This is a genomic window from Snuella sedimenti (assembly GCF_016428595.1).
GTDB classification, from domain to species: Bacteria; Bacteroidota; Bacteroidia; order Flavobacteriales; family Flavobacteriaceae; genus Snuella; species Snuella sedimenti.
Genome location: NZ_JAELVQ010000001.1, coordinates 228,294 through 252,238 on the forward strand (window position 1 = coordinate 228,294; position 23,945 = coordinate 252,238).

A 23,945-nucleotide genomic window follows, 5' to 3' on the forward strand; every position below is an offset into this window, starting at 1 on the left:
ATGGACATAAATAAGAATACAAGTAGACGTTCCTTCATAAAAAAAACAGCCATTGCCACTGCCGGAATAAGTATCGTCCCAAGACATGTGTTAGGGAGCGGTTATATCCCTCCAAGTGATAAATTGAACATTGCTGTAATTGGAGGTGGCGGAAAAGGGTATTCTGATGCTATTAATGCTTGGAACAATGGTGCTTCGAATATCTCTGTAATTTGTGATGTAGATTGGAACATGGCTTCCAATGCATTCAAAAAATTCCCTAAAGCAAAAAAATATAAAGATTTTAGAAAAGCTTTAGAAGAAGTTAAAGACATCGATGCAGTTACTGTATCGACACCAGATCATACACATGCTGTTATAGCTATGGCCGCAATACAATTGGGCAAACATGTTTATGTCCAAAAACCTTTAACCCATGACATCTACGAGGCGCGTATGCTTACCGAAGCAGCCAATCGGTACCAAGTGGTCACACAGATGGGAAACCAAGGCGCATCGGGCAATGGTGTAAAACAAATGGCAAAATGGTTTGATGCCGGCGTAATAGGCAAAGTTAACAAAGTACATGTTTGGACCAACAGACCTGTGTGGCCACAAGGTATCCCTACCCCTACAGACAAACCTAAAATGATGGACGGTCTTGATTGGGATACTTGGGTAGGCCCTGCAAAGATGGTAGATTACCATCCGCTTTACCATCCTTTTAAATGGCGCGGTTGGTGGAATTTTGGAACAGGTGCTTTAGGCGATATGGGATGTCATTTAATGGACCCACCTTTTAGAGTTTTAGGTTTAGGATATCCAACAGAGGTAGAAACTAACGTTGGAGCTGTTTTTGTGAAAGACTGGAATCCAGAATACATACCAGAATCATGCCCTCCTTCATCGAGAACGCAGTTAAAATTCCCGGCCACAGAAAAAAACCCAACCGAACTCAAATTAACCTGGTCTGATGGCGGATTACGACCATTTCATCCCGACCTGATTCCTGCAGATCATTCAATTGGAGATAACGATAGCTCTAATGGGGTTATCATGATTGGAGAAAAAGGAATTATGACTTGTGGCACTTATGGTAGAAACCCTAAAGTATACTTGAACAACGGAGAGCTTTTAACTTTTAAGGACACCCAGGAAAGCACGCTACCCGAACATGGGCATAACGCCGCTTGGGTAGAAGCTTGTAAGGAAGGCTTTGGTAAAGAAAAACACAAAGCTTTAACCTCATCTTTCGACTATGCTGGCCCTCTAACAGAAAGTGTATTGATGGGTAATCTGGCAATTAGAAGTTACATGCTTAGACATCAAACAAAGCCTAACCAATTCAAATATCCTGGCAGAAAAAAACTGTTATGGGATGGCACAAATATGGCAATCAAAAACTTTGATGAAGCCAATCAATTTGTAAAAAGAGAATACAGAAAAGGCTGGAAATTATAACTCAAATGATTTTTTAATTTTAATAGATCCTAAAAACCAGAGTACGTCATAAATCACTTGATGCCTACATAGCTTTTTATTATAAAAATGCCACTTATAACTCTATGAAATTAATTAATTTTACAGAATAGATGCTTATTTTTATAATTGGGCTCTCTCAGTTTGTGTTTGAACTCATCTTGCCTTTTTTGATTGAAGTTAAATTTAGCTATTTTGAGCTTGATGGAAGGCATTTTTAAGTTGCATAGCAGAGCTACGGAATGAAAAAATGACGAAAAGCAGGCTCAAAAGAGCAATTTTTTAACCAATTGGAAAAAGTCAAGATGAGTTCTTTAAAACAAAATTAGCTGAAGTTAATAAATTAAGTATTTATTTATAAGCAAAGTAATCCTACTTAAAAACAATAAAAAAGTTTTAACCCCTTGTTAAAACACCTGACAAACTAAGATTAAACAAACACACAAATCTTAATAATGAATAGATCAAAAAAAATAATTAACATAGGCCTATTTGTATTATTTGGCATTTTTGCTTTTTTACAACTAAATGACCCTGATGCTTGGGTATGGTTTGCTGTCTATGGATTTGTTTCCGCTATTTGTTTGTATTCCAGTTTTAAAGTGATACCAAAAAATATTCTAATTGCTATTATCATAGGGCTATTAGCCTATTCGGTCTTTCATTTCTCATTGTTTGTTACGTATTTACAAACCGAACACAAAGAAGAAATATTTGGCAAAATGGTATATGAAAAGCCTTATTTGGAAGGCTCTCGGGAATTTCTTGGGCTTTTAATTGCAGCTTTAGGTGTTTTTTATGTACTAAGACAAAAGAAAAAATAGAATCATGAGTTCATTAAAAGAACAAACACAATTTACTAATCTGGCTAAATCTAAATTTAACCCCAAGGAATTAGACTGGGTTTTGTCCAAAACAGCAATCGTTTCAAACGTAGAGACCAGCAAAAAGTTTAATATGTTTTTTAGTCTTACGCCACGATTCGTAAGTAATGAAATCATTACATGGTCTCCTGAAGAAATAAAGACTTTAAAAAATATATACCCTGGATTTAGCTTAACCCAATGGAACAAACAAGACCTAACACGCATTTTATTAATGTTGGCTTTAGCGCCTTCAGTAAACAAATCTATTATTGAGGCATTTTTTGAAATAGCCGAGATGAAAGAACAAGTAGTCTTATACAAAGGCTTATACCTCTTAGAAAACGCTTCGGAATTTAGCAATCAAGTAGCCGAAGGGATACGAACCAATATGGTAAATGTCTTTGACGCTATTGCTTCTGGTAATCCATTCGCTCAAAAATATTTAGACGATGAAGCTTGGAACCAACTTATCCTTAAGTCCTTTTTTATGGACAGACCACTGTATACGATCCAAAACATAGATCAAGGCAAAAACGAAGACTTAGCAAATATGCTTCAAGACTATGTAAAAGAACGTTGGGCCGCAGGTAGGCAGGTCTCCATTGAAATTTGGCGTATGATTGTTGGCTATCTTCGTGATGACCTAAAACAATTAATTTCAGAACGAAGCTTTGAAGGCTTAGAAAAAGAAGTAATAGACACTATTACACAACAAAATAGTCCCAGTTTAAATAGTGAATATTGGGAACGTATTGGTAAAACAGAATAAAAAAAACGTTATGAATTATATCGATCCACATATCCATATGGTTTCCAGAACCACGGATGATTACGAAAACATGAAAGCTGCCGGTATCGTTGCAGTTATTGAACCTGCTTTTTGGTTAGGACAAGCCCGCACCAATGTTGGTTCGTTTAAAGATTATTTTAGCATGCTTGTTGGCTGGGAACGTTTTAGAGCCTCACAATTTGGCATAAAACATTATTGTACTATAGGCTTAAATTCCAAAGAGGCAAATAACGAAGCTTTAGCCGAACAGGTTATCGAAATCCTACCAGAATTTCTAGCCAAGGAAGGTGTTGTTGCTGTTGGTGAAATTGGTTATGATGACCAAACTACCGCCGAAGATAAATATTTTAGGCAACAGCTCGAGTTAGCCAAGGAATTCGATTTACCCGTCATGATACACACACCGCATCGTGACAAGAAAAATGGCACACTTAGAACTATGGATGTAATCGAGGAACACGGCATTTCACCTTACAAAGTAGTTATTGACCATAACAACGAAGAAACGGTTGAATGGGTAAGAGACCGCGGTTATTGGGCTGCATTTACCATATATCCTAAAACAAAAATGAGCAAAAAGCGCATGGTTGAAATTGTTAAAAAATATGGTTCTGAGCAAATTATCGTTGATAGCTCGGCAGATTGGGGTGTTAGCGACCCACTATCTGTACCTAAAACAGCTGCTTTAATGAAAAAAAGTGGGGTTTCAGATAAAGATATTCATTTAACTTGTTACCAAAATGCATTAACTATTTATGGCCAAAGCGGACAGTTTAATGAATCCGACTGGCTTACTGAGACAACAATCAATCAAGCCGATTTACATGAGGGCAATACCATATTAAGGGGGCAAGAAGCCAAAACTATACATTTTAAGAACCCAAAATAAAGCTTTAATAAGCGCAAACACATGAAACGAACATTAACAAAATTTAAGCATTTTTTCACAAAAGGAAAAGTTTAAAATTTTTAATGAGAGAACGAGTGTAAGGAGTGGTTGCACACGTTCTTAATTTTATAATTACAATAAAATCAATTAATTACTAAAATTTAAACGTGTGAAATGGTATGCTGTTTTACAAATTATGCGTCCTGCAAATATTATCACGTCCATAGCTGATATTATTGCAGGAATTGCTATTGCTGGTTTTTTAGTCCCTGAACTATGGAACCAACAAATTATAACACATATTATTTTATTATCCCTTACTACAGCGGGCCTATATGCTGGAGGCATTGTTTTTAACGATGTATTTGATATTGAACAGGATAAAATAAATCGTCCGGAGCGGGTTATCCCAAGTGGTCGATTAACACTAAAAGAAGCCAAACTGTTTGGAATCGTACTTTTTACAACAAGCATTATAGTTGCCTTTTTAGTTTCCAATACCAGTGGCATTCTTGCAATAACTATTACGCTTTCAGCACTTTTATATGACAAATACAGCAAACATAATCGCGTTTTGGGCCCATTAAATATGGGACTTTGTAGAGGTGTTAATCTTATTTTAGGGATGAGTATTAATATGGAACTGGATCCGAAGTATTACCTAATAGGCATACTACCAGTATTATTTATTTCTGCCATTACCTTAACTGCGCAAAAAGAAACAAAAGGTAAAAACAAATTAGCGATTGCTTTTGCCATGCTTTTAGATGCTGTGATCGTTATCGGTTTTATTGTTATGCATCAATACTTTAATCTATCAATTAAGAATGCCTTTATTTTCTTAATTGTTTGGTATGGCATCAATGTAATTGCCAAATTAAAGGCCATTCTTAACAATAACCCCAAATTAATACAGAAAGCGGTTAAACTAGGCGTCTTATCACTTATTCCCCTAGACGCTAGCTATACGGCTGGTTTTAGTTCTATAACTATGGCATTGACTGTGCTTTGCCTGCTACCTATTTCATTATTTTTATCAAAGAAATTTCCAGTTACCTAACAATGAATAAAACGACAATTATAAGGCAATCCATTCAAGTTAACTTTAACTTCAACCTAATATTTACAAGTCATCTTTTTAAGGTTGACAATCCCATTTTGGTCGATTTGTTTACAAGTAATACACATGCAAAAAGTAATGCAATTGTTGTCGTAGATGATGGTGTTACCAAAGCCCACCCCCAGTTAAAAGCATCCATAGCAAACTATTTCGAAACACACGGCACTTCTATTAAGCTACAAGGCAATATTTTAGAAATTCCCGGTGGCGAACAGGCAAAAAACAACGAAGCTTATATAAAAACCATTTTAGAAAGTGTAAATAATTTTGGTATTGACCGACATTCCTATGTTATTGCCATAGGCGGTGGCGCCGTTTTGGATGCTGTAGGCTTTGCCGCTGCCATAGCACATCGTGGTGTACGCCTAATTCGGGTTCCAACAACAATTCTATCTCAAAACGATTCTGGAATTGGTGTTAAAAATGGTATCAACTACTTTGGAAAGAAAAATTTTGTAGGCACCTTTTCTGCCCCTTATGCCGTTATTAATGACGACTCTTTTTTGTCCTCTCTAGATGATCGTGATTGGCGCTCAGGTATTTCTGAAGCCATAAAAGTCGCCCTTATTAAAGATCGGGTATTTTTTGAATGGATCGAGACCAATGCAACAGCATTAAACAATAGAGACCAGCAAGTAATGAATACCTTAATACATCGCTGTGCAGAAATGCACATGCAGCATATTCAAAACTCTGGGGATGCCTTCGAGCAAGGTTCTTCACGACCACTAGATTTTGGTCACTGGGCCGCTCATAAATTAGAGCAACTATCCAATTACAGTATACGACACGGTGAAGCAGTAGCCATAGGCATTGCCCTCGACAGCACCTATTCTTATTTAAAAGGCTATCTAACAGCCAATAGCTTAACTCGTATTTTAAACTGTATCCTAAATTTAGGATTCAGCCTGTCCCATGACCACTTAAATGCTCACATTATAGATGGGCTAAATGAGTTTAGGGAACACTTAGGAGGCAAATTAACCATTATGCTATTAAAATCTTTAGGAACCGGTTTTGAAGTTCATGAAATGGACGAGGCTATTGTATTGAAATCAATAACCTATATGAACGACTATATACAAACGTAAAAGCCTTTGGTATCATGATAATTAAAGAACATGCGCACCTTACCTACTGCACAAACATTCATTCTGGTGAAACTTGGGAAGCGGTATTTAACAACTTAAAACAATATACGGTTAACATAAAAAAACAGCTAACACCACATGAACCTTTTGGTATTGGCTTAAGACTATCCCAAGAAAGTGCCTCTACCCTATTAGAAACTTCTAATTTAAGCACTTTTAAAGCTTGGTTAAAACAAGAAGACCTGTATGTTTTTACCATTAATGGCTTCCCATATGGCGCCTTTCATAATGTTGTTATTAAAGACCAGGTACATACGCCTGATTGGACAACAACAGAACGCCTACAATACACAAAAGACCTAATGACAATTCTAGCCGAATTACTTCCAGAAAGCATGGACGGCAGCGTATCGACATCACCTTTGTCTTACAAGCATTGGTTTGAAGACGAAATATCTATTGATAGCACAAAAAAGAAAGCTTGCGCCTCATTAGTGGAAGTTGTATTGCAGTTGGTTGCTATAAAGCATTCAACCGGAAAATTATTACATCTGGATTTAGAGCCAGAACCAGATGGTTTTTTAGAAAACACCCAAGAGGTCATCGATTTTTTTAATGACTACCTTTTAAAAGATGGCCTATTTGAACTTCAAAAGAAGCTAAATTGTCCCCATGAAGCTGCTAAACAGCACTTGTTAGATCACATACAAGTTTGTTATGATGTATGCCATTTTGCCTTAGCTTATGAATCACCCCAATACGTTATTTCTCAATTAAAAAAGGAAGGCATCAAGATTGGGAAAGTTCAAATTAGTGCTGCAATAAAATGCGAGCAATCTAATACCATTTCTATTGAAAAACAGCAGGCAGGCCTCCGTCCGTTTGACGAACCTACCTACTTACATCAATCGATTGTTAAACTTGACAATGGAAGTCTTCTTCATTTTTCAGATTTAAATGAAGGTATTGACGCCATGGGAAAACCTAATTTTAAAGAGATTAGAACACACTTCCATGTGCCTATTTTTATTTCGAAGTTCAGCATATTACAATCCACTCAAGACGAAATTATTAAAGCACTTGAACTCTGGAAAGAAACTCAATACAGTAACCATTTGGAAGTTGAAACATATACTTGGTCCATCCTTCCTAAAACATTACAAACAGACCTAACTAGCTCTATTACCAGAGAGCTCGAATGGGTACAGAAACAATTATTAAATTAGGCTATGAATCAAACTGTTGTTATTGACATTGTTGGTCTATCCAGTGCATTATTAAAGCATAAAGACCTTTTTTTAACACAATGGATTGAAAAAAAACAACTTTCAAAAATAAAACCCGTACTACCTGCAGTTACCTGTTCAGCCCAGTCTACCTACTTAACAGGAAAATGGCCTAACGAACATGGTATTGTCGCAAATGGCTGGTATTTTAAGGACGAATGTGAAGTCAAACTATGGCGACAGTCCAACCATTTGGTGCAAGCCCCAAAAATTTGGGATATGGCTAAAGCAATCGATCCTAATTTTACCTGCTCGAATATGTTTTGGTGGTATAACATGTATTCCAATGCTGATTATAATGTAACACCACGCCCACAATACAGAGCAGACGGTCAAAAGAAACCAGATTGCTATTCTAAGCCCGAAGGTTTAAGGGATCGATTACAAAACAAACTCGGCATTTTTCCACTATTTAACTTTTGGGGACCTAATACGTCTATTAAATCTACAAAATGGATTGCTGATGCCTCTAAGTTAGTGCACAACTGGCACGAACCCACTTTGCAATTAGTTTATTTACCGCATTTAGATTATGTGCTTCAAAAACATAACGATGAGACTAAGATTTTAAAAGACTTAAAAAAACTGGATACTGTTTGTAAAGATCTTATATCTTTTTATGAATCTAAAAATGTTAAGATCATTTTACTTTCAGAATATGGCATTAATCCTGTAAAAGGACCTTTTCATATTAATCGTCTTTTAAGAAAACAAGGTTATATTAAAGTTAGAGAGGAAAATGGTCTGGAACTCTTAGATTGTGGCATTAGCAATGCCTTTGCTTTGGCCGATCACCAAATTGCACATGTTTACATTAACGATAAAAGCAAACTTACAGATATAAAAAAGGCGTTAGAAGCTTGCCCTGAAATTGATTTGGTATTGGATGGTGAGACTCAAAAAAACTATCATATTGACCATGAACGCTCCGGCGATTTAATGGTAATTGCGAACAAGGACTTTTGGTTTACCTATTATTATTGGCTAGATGATAAAAAAGCACCTGATTTTGCCCGTATGGTAGACATCCACAAAAAACCTGGCTACGATCCCGTAGAACTGTTTACCGATCCCAAAAAGAAAATGATAACAGCAAGGATTATTTTTAAACTCTTAAAAAAGAAATTAGGATTCAGAACCTTATTAGATGTTATCCCTTTAGATGCTCAACTCGTAAAAGGATCGCATGGTACCATTAATGTAGACACGAAGTACTACCCTATATTGGTTCAAGAAAAAACAAACCAAGAATCCACTTCCCATTCTGAACACATCGAACCAACCGAAATTTGTCAATCTATATTGAATCATATATTTAAAGAATAGAGGCGTCTGTCTAGAAAAACAACACTCAATTCACTATGAAATAATTTAAACACATTAAAGACAACAAACATTGTACCTTACAAACCTAATAACAAACACCCTTTTCAAAAAGATACGTATTAAAAACAACACGTAAAAAAGAATGTTTTTTTTCACTGAAATAATTTAAACATTTTTATTGCGAAAATAAATTACTTTTAGAGCATCATTTCGCATTTTATATATAGAAGTGATTTAAACTTTTACAAATTGGCTAAAAAATTGCCGGTTTGCACCCATATTTTGTCTTTTTATCGTTACGTAGCCCTGCTATGCGACTAAAAAAAGCCTTCATCTGGTCATAAACCCATCAATTTTCGCTTCAATCCAAAAAGTTTAAACCACTTCATAAAATATGTTAGCCTTGAAAACGGTTTCAAGTTAATTTTTATGTTAATTTGTTTAAACAAATTTTAATTATGGATTCTAACAGACGTACTTTTTTAAAAAAAACAGGGATTGTAGTAGGCAGTGCCTTAATAACGCCAACCATTCATTCTTTTGGCATTATTAACAAACCCATACTCAGTGAAAATATTATTGGACATGGGGAATTTAGATATAAAGTTCATAAAGCATGGGGGAATTTAGACCCTAGTACGACACCTGTAAACAATTGTCATGAAATGGTAATGGACGCCAAAGGGCGGTTAATTATGACAACTGATGAACCCAAAAATAATATCATTATTTATGACAAATCGGGAAAACTATTAAACTCTTGGACTTTAAACTTTAATTCTGCTCATGGCTTATCTATTTTTAATGAAGGAGGGGAAGATGTTTTATTCATTACCGACCCAAATTCGGGAAGCGTAGTAAAAACGACAACGGACGGTAAGGTATTAATGAAACTTCAACACCCGAAAGATGTAGGAATTTACAATGAAAAGGATAGATTCAGTCCTACAGAAACTGCCATTGCCCCTAATGGTGATATTTACGTTGCCGATGGTTATGGTTCGCAGTACATTATTCAATATAATGCTAAAGGAGAATATATTCGGCATTTTGGAGGCTCAGGCGACAAGGACGACCAATTCAGTACAGCTCATGGGGTAACAATCGACAAACGCGATCCCAACAACATAACGCTAATGTGTACTTCGAGAGCCCACAACTCCTTTAAAAGGTTTACACTTGATGGCAATTATCTAAATACCATTTTCTTGCCGGGAGCCTATGTTTGTAGAGCCGTTATGGACGACGACATTATGTATTCTGGTGTTTGCTGGTCTCGTTTAAGATATTTAAACCAAACACCAAATTCTGGTTTTATAACCATCTTAAACAAAGACAATAAAGTAATTTCAAATCCGGGAGGTACAGCCCCTGTTTACGAAAATGGAAAGTTAAAATTAATGGTTCAAGAATCTACGCTCTTCAACCATTGTCATGACGTTTGCATTGACAATGACAAAAACCTCTATGTATGCCAATGGAATGCCCATAAAACATATCCTATCAAACTGGAACGGGTATAAAACCAGTTTTTTAGTTTAAATTTATAATGATAAATGGCTTCTAATGGGCTAATCAATACGAAATTATTTTCTTAACTCAACTCTAACTCATCTCTAAAAGAACGATAAAACCATTTAATTAAGACATTACACGTTTATGAAATTCAATCTAATGAAAAAACTTGCGGTCTACCTGACAATTGCGTTTTCTATACTATCCTGCAATTCTAATGACAAAACCGTATTGGTTTTTAGTAAAACGGCAGGTTTTAGGCATGGCTCTATAGAACCGGGAATTGTTGCATTGAAGAAATTAGGAGTTGAGAACCATTTTAAAGTCGTTGCCTCTGAGGATGCTGCTTATTTTGTTGAAGATTCGTTAAAACAATTTTCAACAGTTATTTTTCTTAATACAACAGGAGACATACTTAACGAATCCCAACAAGCCGACTTTGAACGTTATATTCAAGCTGGAGGTGGCTTTGTAGGTGTGCATGCTGCAACAGATACCGAGTACGAATGGCCTTGGTACAATAAACTTGTTGGTGCCTATTTTAAAAATCATCCTAAAATTCAAGAAGCAACACTTAACGTTATTGATAAAACACACCCATCTACAACATCATTAAACGACACATGGAGCAAGGAAGACGAGTGGTATAATTTCAGGGATATCTACCCCAAAATAAACGTCCTCATCAAAATAGATGAGAATAGCTATAAAGGTGGCTCAAATGGCGACAACCATCCTATTTCGTGGTATCATGAATACGATGGCGGACGGTCTTTCTACACCGAAATGGGACATACTAACGAAACGTATACAGATACAAGCTTTTTAAAACATCTGCTTGGAGGGATTACATATGCTATTGGTGAAAACAAGCTGGATTACACTAAAGCTACATCCGACCGTGTTCCTCCAGAAAACAGATTTACAAGACAAGTTCTTGATTTCAATCTAAATGAACCTATGGAGTTGGATGAATTACCAAATCGAGGTATCTTATTCGTTGAGCGCCGAGGTGCCCTAAAATTATTTGATTTTAAAACAGAGCAAACCAAAACCATTGCACAACTCGATCTTTTTTATGGAAACGAAGACGGATTGTTAGGTCTGGCCGTAGATCCTAATTATGAAGCAAACAATTGGATCTACCTGTTTTATTCCGCTCCTGGTGACGACCCTTTACAATATGTTTCCCGATTCGATTTAAAAGACGACACATTGGATTTAAAATCTGAAAAAATACTCCTTAAAATACCTACCATTAGAAAATGTTGCCATAGTGGGGGTGCATTAGAATTTGGTCCTAACGGGAACTTATTTATCACATTGGGAGACAATACAAATCCGTTTGAATCGTCTGGATATGCACCTATTGATGAACGAGAGGGCAGAGCGCTTTGGGATGCTCAAAAATCAGCATCCAACACAAATGACTTGAGAGGTAAAATTTTAAGGATTAAGCCCGAAGCAGATGGCACCTACTCGATTCCAGAAGGCAACCTTTTCCCTATAGGAATGCCTGACACCAGACCCGAAATTTATACTATGGGCTGCAGAAACCCATTTAGACCCTCAATAGATAGTAAAACAGGATATCTTTATTGGGGAGATGTTGGCCCCGATGCAGGTAAAGGGCATCCAGATCGTGGTCCAAAGGGAATGGGTGAATTTAACCAAGCAAGAAATGCTGGATTTTGGGGATGGCCTTATACAAGAGGGAACAATCAAGTATACAACGATTATAATTTCACCACAAAAGAATCGGGTCCTAAGTTCGATCCAAACCATTTAATAAATAATTCGCCGAATAATACCGGACTAAAAGAACTTCCTCCAGTACAAGAGTCCCTTATTTGGTACTCCTATGATAAGTCGGAAGAATTCCCTTGGCTAGGTACAGGGGGTGTAAACCCTATGGCAGGCCCTATATTTCATGCATCTGACTATCCACATGCCAAAACAACATTTCCATCTTATTTTGAAGACAAACTTATTTTATACGAATGGATGCGAGACTGGATATATGTTGTTACCCTCGATGAAAACCATAATTACAAAAAAGCAGAACGCTTTATGCCAAAAAGTGAATTTTCACATCCAATGGATATGATATTTGGTTCGGATGGTAGCCTGTATGTTCTGGAATATGGTCAAAAGTGGAACTCTCAAAATTTAGACGCACGATTAAACCGAATAACATATATTGAAGGCAACCGAAAACCAATTGCTAGAATCACTAAAGATACTGAAGTAGGCTCAACACCTTTAACCGTTAAGTTTTCTGGGGCAGAATCTGAAGACTATGATAACGACCCTCTTAGCTATGAGTGGTACTTTACCTCTAATGAAGTACAAGCGACAGAAGTAAATCCAAGCTTTACTTTTAATGAAGCGGGCACTTATACTGTACGGCTAAAAGTCAAAGACAAAGAAGGAGAGACTGCTACAGCAGAAACAAAAATATTGGTAGGCAACGATCCTCCCGAATTAAGCATCAAAATTGAACCAGATAATTTATTATACTGGGATAATAAAAAGGTAAACTATACCGTAACGGTTACCGATAAACAAGACGGCAGTACTACTGATGGTTCTATAGATCCCAACAAGGTTAAAGTGACGTTAGACTATATTCCTGAAGGAAAAGATTTAGTAAAAGCCACTTTGGGGCATCAACAAAACACGGTTCCTGAAGGACAAAAACTCATAGATGCGAGTGATTGCAAAGCTTGTCATGCAACCAATATAAAAGTGAATGGCCCAAGCTATATAGACATTGCCAAAAGGTACACAAAAAAGGATATAGGCTACCTGGTAAGTAAAATTATAAAAGGAGGTTCTGGCGTATGGGGCGAACATATGATGTCTGCCCACCCGCAACTGAAAGCAGATGAAGTCGACAAAATCGTAAAGTATATTTTATCACTTAAACCAGACAACAGTACTAAAAAGAAACTATTACCGATAAGTGGAACTATAGAATTTAAAGAGCACATTGGAAAAGAGAACCAGGGCATGTATGTTCTAATGGCTTCCTATTTAGATAACGGCAATGATGACCAGTTAGAATCTAAGCTTTCTGCAAGAGAACAAGTTATTTTTAAAGCACCAAAGATAGAAGCTGAGAAAGCTGACGAAAAAAGTACGGGCTTAGGTACCTGGGATGCCGAGGGGCAAAAATTGGTAGGATCCATTGTTAACAATTCCTATTTAAAGTTTGACAATCTAAATCTAAAAGGTTTAGAGAGTATTAAGTTTTCGGCTTTCTATGCAAGTGATTATCCTTATAACGGACGTCTCGAAATTAGAGAAAAAGCTCCTGATGGCAAGCTTATTGGCGCTACTAAATTAGGTTATCACAATGAGCATAAGGGTGCTATGAAATATTACCAAATACCTGTACGTCCTACCTTAGACAAAGCACCACTTTATTTAGTATTTAAAAATGATACGGATAAAGAACAGTATATTGCAAATGCAAATTGGATACTATTGAATTATAAACATTAAATAGCTTTTTAATCCTTATTTCAAAACAAAAGACCACCCTCACGGTGGTCTTTTTCATTAAGCTCAAAATCTGAATAAAGAATTTCTTAAAACGAACTATCCTCTAAACAGAGCTATTGAAATATACTTCGAATGCTCAGTACAGGTTTCGCTCGCTCCAATAAACAAAATAGCTCTTCCATAAAAGAAATTATCATTTATGGAAGCTACTATAATACATATTCTTTTTTACCTTTTTACTAGATGTTACTCAATAATTATTTTTTGGCTATAATTATTTTTTTGATTGTATATTCGTACAAAATATGTTCCCGATGGCAAATTAAGTAAAACGTTATTGGCACTTTTGTTTAAATAAGTTTCCGTTAATTTTTTTCCCGAAATGCCATATAAAATCATAGTAGAATTTATCCACTTTGCAGACAACTTAACAATTAGTTGCTTATTAGATTTTATGGGATTAGGAAATATAATTGGCTTTTCAGATTGTTGAATATCAACTTCGTTTAGCCCTTCTAATAATGCATTATGAGTCTTCGCATTAGTACCCTTAGATGAAGAGCCAGTTATGTTGACTGTATAGTCTTCCACTTCACCATAATCAAACGACCCACATGAGGATGGTATCGTTTTGTACCTCAAAATTACACGCATACGAGTAGCACCAAGTGTTGCTCCTGCAGGCACAGTAAATGATCCACTTACAGGTGTCGTTCTTGATGCGCTCTTTGTCCAAACTTGTTCTCCACTATCTGTAAAATCCCCATCTGCATTATAATCAATCCATACGGCATAGGCCTCTCTGTATTTATTTCCCGTCCAAGTAGGTGTAATTGTTATAGTATTTGATGACCCTTGACTCATTGAAGTACTAAGTGCTGTGAAATCACCATATCCACCTGTTGAATCCGTTGTTATATTATCAATACTCCCTAACTGAACTCTACCAATGTACTCATCACTTGTATCATTTCCGTTAGCCGCACAATAAGTAGGGGGCGGACCTGTAACAGTAATAACAAAGCTATGAGTAGATGCGCTACCACATGTATTTGTAAAAGTAGCCACATATGTTCCTGCTTGATTCGCTTGGATATTATTTATTTCAGCTTCTCTAAGAGTAGAACTAAATCCGTTTGGACCAGACCAACTCCATGTCCCACCAGTTGTTGGCTGAGGCCCAAATTTCAAATTATCCCCAACATCTAATGTTGCATTTGAAATTGCTTGCCATGCACCACTATTTACCTGAAGGTAAGGAGATATTGTTGAAGGGTTGCATTCTGATGCCTCTGTTCCTAATACATTTATCTCTGCGGCTGTTGTCCAGACATTGCCATTTATTTCCGAAGTTGCTACAAGTCTTATAAAACTACCCGTTTTTGAAGTAAATGTGACCGTCTTCTCACTAGTGTTATTGGCCCAAGTTCCAGTTGCTACTGCAGTGCCCCAATTAGTCCCATCAGCACTTACATAAATCTCATATCCCGCTATGGTTCCATTTGACCCAGATTGCCTGGGCAAATATTTTAAACCTGTTATGTTGTAGGAGTCTCCCAAATTAATTTGTATCTCATGGGGATGAGATGGACTTGAACCCGAGTATTGTGTATGCCAAATAGTAGAGTTATCACCGTCAAAAGCATTAGTTGCCGCTCCATTTTCTGCAGTAGTCTCTTCACTATCAACACTCTTTAATGTCCATCCTGATTGGGAAATAACAGGATCTAAACATTGACCAGATTTAACTATTTCAATAAAATCTGTCAATGTTTGTGTACTACTACCATGGGCATCGGTAACGGTTAGTGAAACATCATATTTACCATCTGTTGCATTGGCATAAGATACTATAGGGTTTTCATCTGTCGAGGTAGCTGGTGTACCTCCTGGAAAACTCCAAGACCAAGTGGCACTGCTATTTCTTACAACAGAATAATCTTTAAATTGAACCGGTTCTGTATCTGGACATGTAATTTTTGTTCTATCTGCTGAAATCAAAGCATTAGTTGAACTTATCTCGTACAAATCATGCAAAAATGCGCCTCTTGATGTACCTATTTTTAATTTCCCTTGATTGTAATTTATAAACATAAACCTTACTTCACACATGGGTAAACCTGTACCTATTTGTGTCCAGTTGGACATGGTGTTATTTCTATAATACACCCCGCTCTTATTCCCTATATAAACACCGCCATCTGAGCCACGTTGAAATATAATTTTAGTAACAGGATAACTTGTCAAATTTGCTTGGGTTAGATTGGTCCAGCTGGTACCAGCATTACTTGATTTTAAAACCTTACATAACGTTTGTACCCCACTGTAAGTAACCCATATCTCGTTAGGGTTTTCATCACTTACCGCTATATCCGAGATATTGGTTTGCCCAGAAGAATCCGTCGTTGAAGGCGTAATATCCGTCCATGTAGTCCCTCCATCAGACGTATGCCAAAGCTTATTGTTCGTTAAGCCTGCTACCACATATATATGATTGGGGTTCTTCATTGAAATTTTCTCTCTAAACACCTGACTATTGAAAGTTTTAACAATAGAAATACTATTTCCGTTGTCTTCTGTTTTAATCAAAGAATTTTTCCAAGTACTAAGGTTAGGATCTCCTGTAGGATATTGCCCCGCATGGTGGGTAATGATCGTGTAATAATTATTAGGGTGGAATTCCATAGAATTAAAATAACTGTAAATCCCTCCCAAATCAAGAAAATTAGATTCGTTAATCAAGGTATGGACACCTGTTCTAAAATACCGATAATTACTATAGCCCTGACTATAAACATACCTATCATCTAAAGGATTAACATCTGTATTCCCTTGGTCTGCCCCAGTACCATTATACCAATCGAATCCATTGCCACTTTCCTTGATCATTACAGGCCCATGATTTGTACCTGCTGCGACAAGATCGGTCTTAAAAGCACTACCAAAACCCCATAACTCATGGTTACTTATACTATTTGTAAGTGTTGGCATGGTCGCGCCGTTATCTGTAGATAAAATAGATTCTCCGTCACTTCCAACCATAATCTTATTATTAACAACATCTACCGATCTAATATCATGATGTGTTTTTGCGGTTGATAAAGAAAATGTTGATCCATTGTTTGAGGAGACATATATTTTTTGATACCCATAAGAACCGTATACAATTTTATTCTCATCATTTCTATCCATAGCGATATCACCATGATGCAAAGCTGGATCGTGATTATATGGATCTCCCCCTCCTGCAATCATATTTACTTTTACGGATTCCTGCACCCCTGTTGTGGCATTCAATTTATATAAGTGAACCGCACTATGAGCATAAGCATTGTCCCCACTCCCTACCGCAACATAGATTGAACTAGCATTAGATGATGGCAGTAGTAGTTTAGCCCAACCAACAATTTGTCCATTAGCATTTGGTGCTAGGCTTATGGTATTGATCTGGCTAAACGTAGCTCCGGCATCCGCAGAGCGATGAACGCTTACCTGATTATTATGTCCCGTACTAACAGAATACACCACATTACTATTGGTTGTACTCCAGTCCAGCATTTCACTATGTACAGAACTATCCCAAATAGTATGATTGGGCAATCCAGTAATAGCCAAAGACCACGTGCTACCTCCATCAGTCGTCCGGTATATTTTATCGCCCCATCGGGCTACAACAATACTAGAATTGGAAGTTGACACTGCAATATCGTACCCGGAACCGGAATAACTCCCATTTGTCAAAGTAGTAGAACTCCATGTATTACCTCCATCGGTAGATTTAATAACCTGAGAGGCACTTATAGCATATACAACCTGAGGATTTGAAACTGCAACATCTATATCCAAATACTTTTCATCTGGCATATTAGAATCCACTAGGCTCCAATTAGTTCCTCCATCGGAAGTCATCCACAGGCCACCTGTTACAAATGATACAAACATTTTTTGGTTATCTGTTGGATCTATTCTGTTTAAATACACATAGCCTCCATGATTACCTTGAGCTGAATACCCCGTTGTAGCACTATTTACAGGCCCTAACATTTCCCAAGTGTTAACAGCTGCATAATTTAATGCTACATTACTTTTAGCATCACCAAACCATACGGGCTCCGCCTGTACTTTTCCATTTTTATCCAAATAGAAAATTTTAGATTTCAACCAGTTCTCGCCTAATGCTCGCGGTTTACTTTTTTCCCATTGGTGTTGACCAAAATAGCGATCGAACTGCGCTTTGATGTCAAAATAATTAGCGCCATCTTTCATCCCTGAAAACCAAGGTTGACTTTTATGGGCTAGCTCATACTTTAAATCTTCATCTAATTCCTTTTGTTTTCCTGTTCCATCTATTTCCTGTGCATACATTAGTGAAGAAAATACCATCATTACAAATAAAATAGTTTTTTCCATGTGATTATTGATTAAATAGTTAGTTATTAGTTTTAATTAGTGTACTTTAAATTTTAATTCATAGTTATTTTATATTAAGGATTAAAAACAAAAAGCCATATCGAGTTTGGTAATAATCCAGATATGGCCTTTTACTGTTCATTTAATTGACTGTAAAACCTTGACCCGAATAATAAGACACCTTTTGTTGAGAATAGATCATTTCGTTAAGGTTTTATCTAGATAAAGGCAAACGGGTCCATCTTTCATCTATCCAAATCCCTCTATCTATGTTCCTCCATGCTATCATTACTGTATTAGTATCAATTAACCTATACTTAAGTTTCACCTCTTTACCATTTAAATTTGGGTTCATTACATGTTGTACAATATGTTCTACCAGCGTGCTATCTGATGTGATTTTATAATCGCCATATTGCCCAATTGTAGTTCCTTTTAATGGATCTTTCGAATTCCAGGTTACAACGGTATAGAATGTCCCATCAGGATTGATCACTTTATAGTTTCCGCTTAATACATCAACAACCTTACCACTAACAGGATGTTTTATTCCCGTTTGCCGCCAAATTCCAGCTAATGATTTAGAAGCAGGGACATGTGTTTGTTCAGCCTGTGCAACCGCATACAAAGACAAAATCGAAAAAATTAACACAAGAATGTTTTTCATAATAATAATAAAGGCATAAGGTTTTAATTTTTTTATATACTTTGTACTACTTTTTCTCTTAATTAACCTCAAAAGTAAACACATCAGAATACGACACATTCCCTTGACCGTCCTTGGTTTTCACTTTCCAGTAATAGGTTTTTCCAGAGCTTACGGATACGTCATTCAAAACACTTTCCTGAAGATTTGTTTGAAACGATCCAGGAGGATTTACTTCTCCAAAAAACACCTCATAGCTATCAATATCGCCATCCACATCACTTCCGTCCCAATCCAGAGTGACTTTCCCATTAGATACTGTAATGGTTTCATTGTATAATGGCGCTACTATTTCGGCCGGAAAAGGCACGTGCTCTGTTACGCCTTCACCTGCATTATAAAACTTCCAGGTATCGCTTTTTGCGGTCGTTGATCCCTTTTTGGATTTTGAAACGACATACCATGAATAAGGTGTTCCTCTGTCAATTTCTACATCTAAAGACGTGTTTGTTGTTGTATGCAACTTAACCGTTTGATCATTCAAGTTCCTTATGCTTATATCATAGCTATCTGCTGAATTAGCTTTGCTCCACTTAAAGTTTACAGTGCTCTTTTGACTATTTATGATCTGTCCTTCCAAGCATTCTGAATTATTCTCTGGAAAAACTAAAACAGCTTTTTCTGGGTTCGAAGCTTTTTTCTCTTCTGAAGAATCTCCCCCCGAACTACAAGAAACTACCAATAGTGCTATACTTATATAAATTAACTTTTTCATTTTTTTACAACTTTAAAATTACGCTCACTATTTTCTGTTTTTAAAATGACATGGTACATGCCAGCAGTTAAAAATGAAGCTTCTACCTTTATGGTTTGTCCAGTAATTGGTAAAACACGTGCCAATACAAGTTTACCATTCGTATTGAACATTTTTACAAAGGCTACATTTGCCTCTTCATTGCCTATATTTACATACAAATCATCAACAAAAGGATTGGGGTATACCAGTATATCATCATTAAGTACAATACGTTTCTCAAATACTCCTTGACAGTCTTTGTCGGTAGTCACTTTTAAACTATTAACACCCGATTTTAAACCCAACGACACTTTCCCTTCTGTGGTTATTGTAGTTTCTCCGTTAAGTGTCACCTCATAGACATCTCCATTAAACATAGATAAGTCTAACGCCTTCGAAGTTGCATCGTATTTTGCTAGAACAGCCAAATCTGAAGGTTCACTTATCGTTACATCATAACAGCGTTCAAATCCTGTTTCACCTTCAACGGTAATACATAACTGATACACTCCTGAATTTAAATTATCAATCGTTAGTTGATTGGTAAAGTTAAGATTGGACTGACTACCATTTCCCTGCAATGAAACTTGATAATTGTGTGTTTCCAAAGCACTTATAACTACCTGGCCATTATTACTTGTCCTACATGTTTCAGCAACCGTAGTTATTGTAAAATTATTAGCTGGTAAATTAAATGCTTCACAACCATTCCCATCAACTAAAACGCCTAAAGGTGTTTCCGAACATAGATCGTCAATATCCAAAACACCGTCGTTATCATCGTCATCATCACAAGCATCACCTATACCGTCATTATCAAAATCGGCCTGATCTGGATTGTCCACATCGGGACAGTTATCGTAGATACAGCCAATAAGTGTCAATTCTGCTATAGACGTCCAAGCACCACCATTCACTTCAGACAAAGTCTTAATTCTCATATACCTTGCCACTATAGGTGTTGTAAATTCTAAATTCTGTGGTGCAGACGAGTTTTCAAAAGTTCCTGTAAAATCGGCTTCTCCCCAATTTGTTTTATCATTACTAAAATAAATTTCGTATTCATTTATTCGTCCATTTTGTCCGCTCTGTCTTGGTAAATATGTAAACTTACTGAGGCTATAAAAGCCGCCCAAGTCAATTTGGATTTCATGAGGATAGGGATCTGTTCCCGTGCTCCATCTGGTATGCCAAATGGTATCGGGATCACCATCGAAAGCCATCGTTGCTAACCCAGGATAGTTAGTTTCTTCACTATCGGCATATAATAGACTCCATTCTTCTTTTGGTAACTCGGCAGGGTTGCTACAGTCATTTATGGAAGGACAGGTTGTTGTGGTAACCATATCTACTATGGTTTTCACATACTCAATTCCATTTTGCGTTACGGTTAAAGTAACATTGTAGGAACCAGGAGTTCCTAAGACTACTTTTGGATTCCTTATGTTAGCATCACTAATATATTGAGGAGCTGGTGATATGTCCCATTTCCATGAGGCTCCACTATGTTTTAAAATGGAGTGATCGTCAAAATACAAGGTATCGGTCATACAGTTAAACGCCTTTTTCTGTACCCAAGGATTCACGATAGGTTTAAAATCTTCTTGTAAAGGCGATTCCCATACACCACCGCCTCCAGCTACCCTTATTTTTCCATCGCGATAAAACGAAATAGCTGTATTTACATCAAAATTTTGGGGATAATTGTTTTCAAACAAACTCCAATTGGTCATATCGGAGGTTCTGTAATATACTTTTGCCCCTGTTCCATTCCTTCGTGTCGTAAACAAATAAACAAGGTCTTTTCCCGTACTGGTAGGTTGGATAGCCAAACATTTGGTATACGCATCAATGGCTCCAGAAATGTTTTCCCAAGTATCCCCACCATTGGTCGATTTAAAGATCAAGCCTTTATCTGCTGACCAAGTACCATTGGCATAACAGGCATAAATCGTATTTTCATCGTAAGGTGATATAACTAAACTTGTTTTGCCTTTCATTTTAGAACCTCCGTAGCTAGCACTTCCCAAAGTTGGTTTATGAGTCCATGTTAGCCCCTGATCGGTACTTTTGTACAATCCGTTTCCCTTTACATCGACATACATAACATTAGGGCTTGTTGCACTAATAGAAATGCCCATTACTTTATCAGGAAAGGCATGTAACGATTCAAAATTTACACCCATATCGGTACTTTTCCATAAATCATTACCTTCTCCCAAAAATATAATCTCATAATAGTTTGGATGGTGCACCAAACTCCCTCTGTTACCACCATATTCGAGCATGTTGGGAAACTTCGTGAAATTAAATCGCCCTTCTGGTTGCCCTTCGGCTGTTTTAGGCAGTATCCACCCGTTGCCTAAATCGTTAAAAGCTACATGCCTGCTTTTCCCTTGCAATACCCAACCGGTAGGTGATTCGGCACCTCCCATACGCAAGGCTTTATCTCCATAAAAATCGGTTATGGCGGTATTGCCATTATGGTACCTTCCACCAACCACAATGTCTTCATTCCATCCTTGATCAAACCCCCACATGTCAGACCCAATTAAATTATTTATCAAAGGTTGGAAATCGGCTTCAAAGGCATCTGTTGAAAAGCTTACACCTCCATCAGTGGCTACCCAAACAGAGCCATCGTTTAGCCATTTTATATCTTGAATATCGGGATGAATGGAAAAGCGTCCAAAATACCCACCAATTGCATCAAAGGTACTCCCTCCATCTTTGGTTTTAAACAACGTTGTAGTCCCTACAAAAAATTCATCTTCATTATTTGGATTGGCTTCCAACACCAAATCGTAATATCCTTGACCATTATTATACTTGAATGCATCTGTATTACAGTCTATTATTTTATTCCAAGTCCAACTACCGCCATTATTTGTTCCTTTATATAGCTGAGGCGTATTATTATCGCTAAGCAGGGTTGTGAATACAATATTTGGATTATCCAATGTTACCGCCAGTAACCCGCCACTCCCATCATTAAACTGATTGGGGAAATTGGGCAACGCTGTAAATGTATTGCCTCCATCTAAAGACATAACGGCATCTAACTTACTTGAAGCATTTTGCTTTAAAGCATATATTACATTGGTATCCCCTGGCTTAAATTCAACATCATAAAATTTACCCGAAGCCTTATTGCTCCAATTGGCACCATCATTACTACTAACATAAACGCCATTATTTGAAGAAGCTACAATCTTACTTGGATTTGTATTATCTATTAAAATATGATTGGCCTCAGCATTGCTTAATACAACACTCCAGGTATTACCACCATCGGTAGTTTTGTGGATTTTACCATCACTGCACATATAAACGATATTAGGGTTGGTTGGATGAATCGCTATAGCCGTAACACCTCTTAACGCATAATTGGGCGCCAACATGGTCCAGTTTTGCCCCTTATCTATTGATTTATTAATATATCCTGTTTCGGTTCCTACATATATAATATCTGTATTTGAAGGCGCTACTGCCAAACTATACACATTAACTTGCCAGGGTGCCACACCTGGTATTTCCGAAGAACCAGATTCATTTAGCCAAAAAGTTTGTTTGGGACCTAAAAATGACCAGTTGGAATTGGAAGCGTCCACTATTTTACTAATACCGGATGTTTTAGCCAAAACATTTTGCTCTTTTGTTATTTGATCAAAGTCAGGGATTTCGATTTCTCCTTTATCATTCACATAAGATATCACAACTTGTTTCCAAATCTTATAATAGCGTATTATTGGGCTCTTTTGTTTTCCATAAATCGCGGTATAATCTTGAAATCCTTTTTCTATCTCAAAGTAATTGACCGGGTACTCATAGAGCTTTTTAGCCCATTCTGGGAAATTATTATTATACGAGGGCTTATAGGTTTTGATAATACCCGGCAGATCATCATAAGGGGTATATTGTTGCTGTGCACTTAGTACATTAACATGTACCAGTAACATTAAACATATAAGGCGTTTTAGTAGTTTCATTATTTTATAAGATTATAAATTGGTTAGCTTCAAGAATAGGTAGAGAAGAGCATGTATTTTACATGATTAAGCAAAAACAAACCATCAATTCTCTTTATACATCCTACAAATTTGGCAGATATTTATAGATATTTACGGGGTCATTTTAAGCTTAATGGTGGATTATTGAGCGTATCGTGACTATTTCATAAAAACACATAGAAACAATATGGGATAAAGTGTGTATTTTATTTAGCAATAAAGAATTAGTACGTTA

At 36.8% G+C, this 23,945-nt stretch carries 14 protein-coding genes; 10 read left to right on the forward strand and 4 right to left on the reverse strand.

The window, feature by feature from the left end; translation table 11 throughout:
* From JF259_RS01000 to JF259_RS01045, 10 genes are all read left to right on the forward strand, one after another.
* On the forward strand, window positions 1–1,440 hold the full coding sequence (locus JF259_RS01000; protein WP_199112230.1) for a Gfo/Idh/MocA family protein: 1,440 nt from the start codon (window positions 1–3) through the stop codon (window positions 1,438–1,440).
* A gap of 473 nt (window positions 1,441–1,913) precedes the next feature.
* Window positions 1,914–2,282, forward strand: a complete 369-nt coding sequence (locus JF259_RS01005; protein WP_199112232.1) for a transmembrane 220 family protein — start codon at window positions 1,914–1,916, stop codon at window positions 2,280–2,282.
* A gap of 4 nt (window positions 2,283–2,286) precedes the next feature.
* Window positions 2,287–3,093: an EboA domain-containing protein gene (locus tag JF259_RS01010; RefSeq protein WP_199112240.1), complete on the forward strand. Its 807-nt coding sequence runs from the start codon at window positions 2,287–2,289 to the stop codon at window positions 3,091–3,093.
* A gap of 10 nt (window positions 3,094–3,103) precedes the next feature.
* On the forward strand, window positions 3,104–4,003 hold the full coding sequence (locus JF259_RS01015; RefSeq protein ID WP_199112250.1) for a TatD family hydrolase: 900 nt from the start codon (window positions 3,104–3,106) through the stop codon (window positions 4,001–4,003).
* Window positions 4,004–4,172: 169 nt separating this feature from the next.
* Window positions 4,173–5,063 carry a UbiA-like protein EboC gene (eboC, locus tag JF259_RS01020; RefSeq protein ID WP_199112259.1) on the forward strand — a complete coding sequence of 297 codons (891 nt, stop codon included), beginning with the start codon at window positions 4,173–4,175 and terminating at the stop codon, window positions 5,061–5,063.
* 2 nt (window positions 5,064–5,065) lie between these two features.
* Window positions 5,066–6,214 (forward strand): 3-dehydroquinate synthase, encoded by a 1,149-nt coding sequence (locus tag JF259_RS01025; RefSeq protein WP_199112261.1) that lies wholly within the window; start codon window positions 5,066–5,068, stop codon window positions 6,212–6,214.
* Window positions 6,215–6,228: 14 nt separating this feature from the next.
* Window positions 6,229–7,440 carry a metabolite traffic protein EboE gene (gene eboE / locus JF259_RS01030; RefSeq protein ID WP_199112270.1) on the forward strand — a complete coding sequence of 404 codons (1,212 nt, stop codon included), beginning with the start codon at window positions 6,229–6,231 and terminating at the stop codon, window positions 7,438–7,440.
* A gap of 3 nt (window positions 7,441–7,443) precedes the next feature.
* Window positions 7,444–8,826: an alkaline phosphatase family protein gene (locus JF259_RS01035; protein ID WP_199112272.1), complete on the forward strand. Its 1,383-nt coding sequence runs from the start codon at window positions 7,444–7,446 to the stop codon at window positions 8,824–8,826.
* 458 nt (window positions 8,827–9,284) lie between these two features.
* A complete protein-coding gene (locus tag JF259_RS01040; protein ID WP_199112274.1) occupies window positions 9,285–10,349 on the forward strand; it encodes an NHL repeat-containing protein in 1,065 nt (354 codons plus the stop codon).
* A 151-nt stretch (window positions 10,350–10,500) separates the two neighbouring features.
* Entirely contained in the window at window positions 10,501–13,848 is a 3,348-nt protein-coding gene (locus JF259_RS01045) for a ThuA domain-containing protein (protein WP_233164031.1), read from the forward strand.
* 246 nt (window positions 13,849–14,094) lie between these two features.
* Here JF259_RS01045 and JF259_RS01050 read toward each other — a convergent pair whose 3' ends face one another.
* The 4 genes from JF259_RS01050 to JF259_RS01065 form a co-directional block, all read right to left on the reverse strand.
* Window positions 14,095–18,258, reverse strand: a complete 4,164-nt coding sequence (locus tag JF259_RS01050; RefSeq protein WP_199112278.1) for a discoidin domain-containing protein — start codon at window positions 18,256–18,258, stop codon at window positions 14,095–14,097.
* 214 nt (window positions 18,259–18,472) lie between these two features.
* Window positions 18,473–18,925 (reverse strand): DUF4488 domain-containing protein, encoded by a 453-nt coding sequence (locus JF259_RS01055; protein WP_199112280.1) that lies wholly within the window; start codon window positions 18,923–18,925, stop codon window positions 18,473–18,475.
* A 58-nt stretch (window positions 18,926–18,983) separates the two neighbouring features.
* Window positions 18,984–19,679, reverse strand: coding sequence for a hypothetical protein (locus JF259_RS01060; RefSeq protein WP_199112282.1), 696 nt, complete (start codon window positions 19,677–19,679; stop codon window positions 18,984–18,986).
* Complete coding sequence (locus tag JF259_RS01065) at window positions 19,676–23,689, reverse strand: discoidin domain-containing protein (protein WP_199112284.1); 4,014 nt, start codon at window positions 23,687–23,689, stop codon at window positions 19,676–19,678. The genes JF259_RS01060 and JF259_RS01065 overlap by 4 nt, the downstream gene beginning before the upstream one ends.
* Window positions 23,690–23,945: the final 256 nt, after the last annotated feature.

Bases quoted from the DNA above. Each gene is read 5' to 3' on its own strand.
- JF259_RS01035 (WP_199112272.1), top strand. From the start codon at position 7,444: ATGAATCAAACTGTTGTTATTGACATTGTTGGTCTATCCAGTGCATTA.
- JF259_RS01055 (WP_199112280.1), bottom strand. From the start codon at position 18,925: ATGAAAAACATTCTTGTGTTAATTTTTTCGATTTTGTCTTTGTATGCG.
- eboE (WP_199112270.1), top strand. From the start codon at position 6,229: ATGATAATTAAAGAACATGCGCACCTTACCTACTGCACAAACATTCAT.
- JF259_RS01025 (WP_199112261.1), top strand. From the start codon at position 5,066: ATGAATAAAACGACAATTATAAGGCAATCCATTCAAGTTAACTTTAAC.
- JF259_RS01040 (WP_199112274.1), top strand. From the start codon at position 9,285: ATGGATTCTAACAGACGTACTTTTTTAAAAAAAACAGGGATTGTAGTA.
- JF259_RS01000 (WP_199112230.1), top strand. From the start codon at position 1: ATGGACATAAATAAGAATACAAGTAGACGTTCCTTCATAAAAAAAACA.
- JF259_RS01050 (WP_199112278.1), bottom strand. From the start codon at position 18,258: ATGGAAAAAACTATTTTATTTGTAATGATGGTATTTTCTTCACTAATG.
- JF259_RS01045 (WP_233164031.1), top strand. From the start codon at position 10,501: ATGAAAAAACTTGCGGTCTACCTGACAATTGCGTTTTCTATACTATCC.
- JF259_RS01005 (WP_199112232.1), top strand. From the start codon at position 1,914: ATGAATAGATCAAAAAAAATAATTAACATAGGCCTATTTGTATTATTT.
- JF259_RS01060 (WP_199112282.1), bottom strand. From the start codon at position 19,679: ATGAAAAAGTTAATTTATATAAGTATAGCACTATTGGTAGTTTCTTGT.
- JF259_RS01010 (WP_199112240.1), top strand. From the start codon at position 2,287: ATGAGTTCATTAAAAGAACAAACACAATTTACTAATCTGGCTAAATCT.
- JF259_RS01065 (WP_199112284.1), bottom strand. From the start codon at position 23,689: ATGAAACTACTAAAACGCCTTATATGTTTAATGTTACTGGTACATGTT.
- JF259_RS01015 (WP_199112250.1), top strand. From the start codon at position 3,104: ATGAATTATATCGATCCACATATCCATATGGTTTCCAGAACCACGGAT.